Raw genomic sequence first — 378 nt, forward strand, 5'->3', positions numbered from 1 at the left:
TCCAGTGGGGAGGGTCTGGAAAGAGAAAGAACTGTCAAAACTTGGGGAAATATGTCTGAAGCACAACATAACTATCGTTTCTGATGAAATTCATTCAGACGTCATTTATCGAGGAAATGTCCGATGACGATCGTACTGCGCTCTTTGACGAACTGCCGGCTAAGACGGTGAAGAAACTCCTCCTCAAGCTGTCACCTGCAGAAAGGGACATTGCCAAAAAGACAGTCTCGCAATGGTATTCGGATGCCAAAAACTCCGGAAAACTTCAGAATATAGCATGAAAAAAGAACACCGTAAGCCAGATCTCCCTTTGCTCTGTTGCACAACTTCATAATTTTTTCAATGCTCAAGGCTAACCCCGAATTTTCGCCTGAGAAT

At 43.9% G+C, this 378-nt stretch carries 2 protein-coding genes; both read left to right on the plus strand.

From position 1 onward, the window contains the following. Nucleotides 1–4 precede the first annotated feature (4 nt). Nucleotides 5–127: an aminotransferase class I/II-fold pyridoxal phosphate-dependent enzyme gene (locus EZM41_RS07090; RefSeq protein WP_342449259.1), complete on the plus strand. Its 123-nt coding sequence runs from the start codon at nt 5–7 to the stop codon at nt 125–127. Next, nucleotides 117–281 (plus strand): hypothetical protein, encoded by a 165-nt coding sequence (locus tag EZM41_RS13685; protein WP_232619172.1) that lies wholly within the window; start codon nt 117–119, stop codon nt 279–281. Before EZM41_RS07090 ends, EZM41_RS13685 begins: the two co-directional genes overlap by 11 nt. Nucleotides 282–378: the final 97 nt, after the last annotated feature.

It is taken from the genome of Acetomicrobium sp. S15 = DSM 107314, assembly GCF_016125955.1.
GTDB classification, from domain to species: domain Bacteria; phylum Synergistota; class Synergistia; order Synergistales; family Thermosynergistaceae; genus Thermosynergistes; species Thermosynergistes pyruvativorans.

Coding starts and splice junctions, on each gene's coding strand:
- EZM41_RS13685 (WP_232619172.1), top strand. CDS start 117: ATGTCCGATGACGATCGTACTGCGCTCTTTGACGAACTGCCGGCTAAG.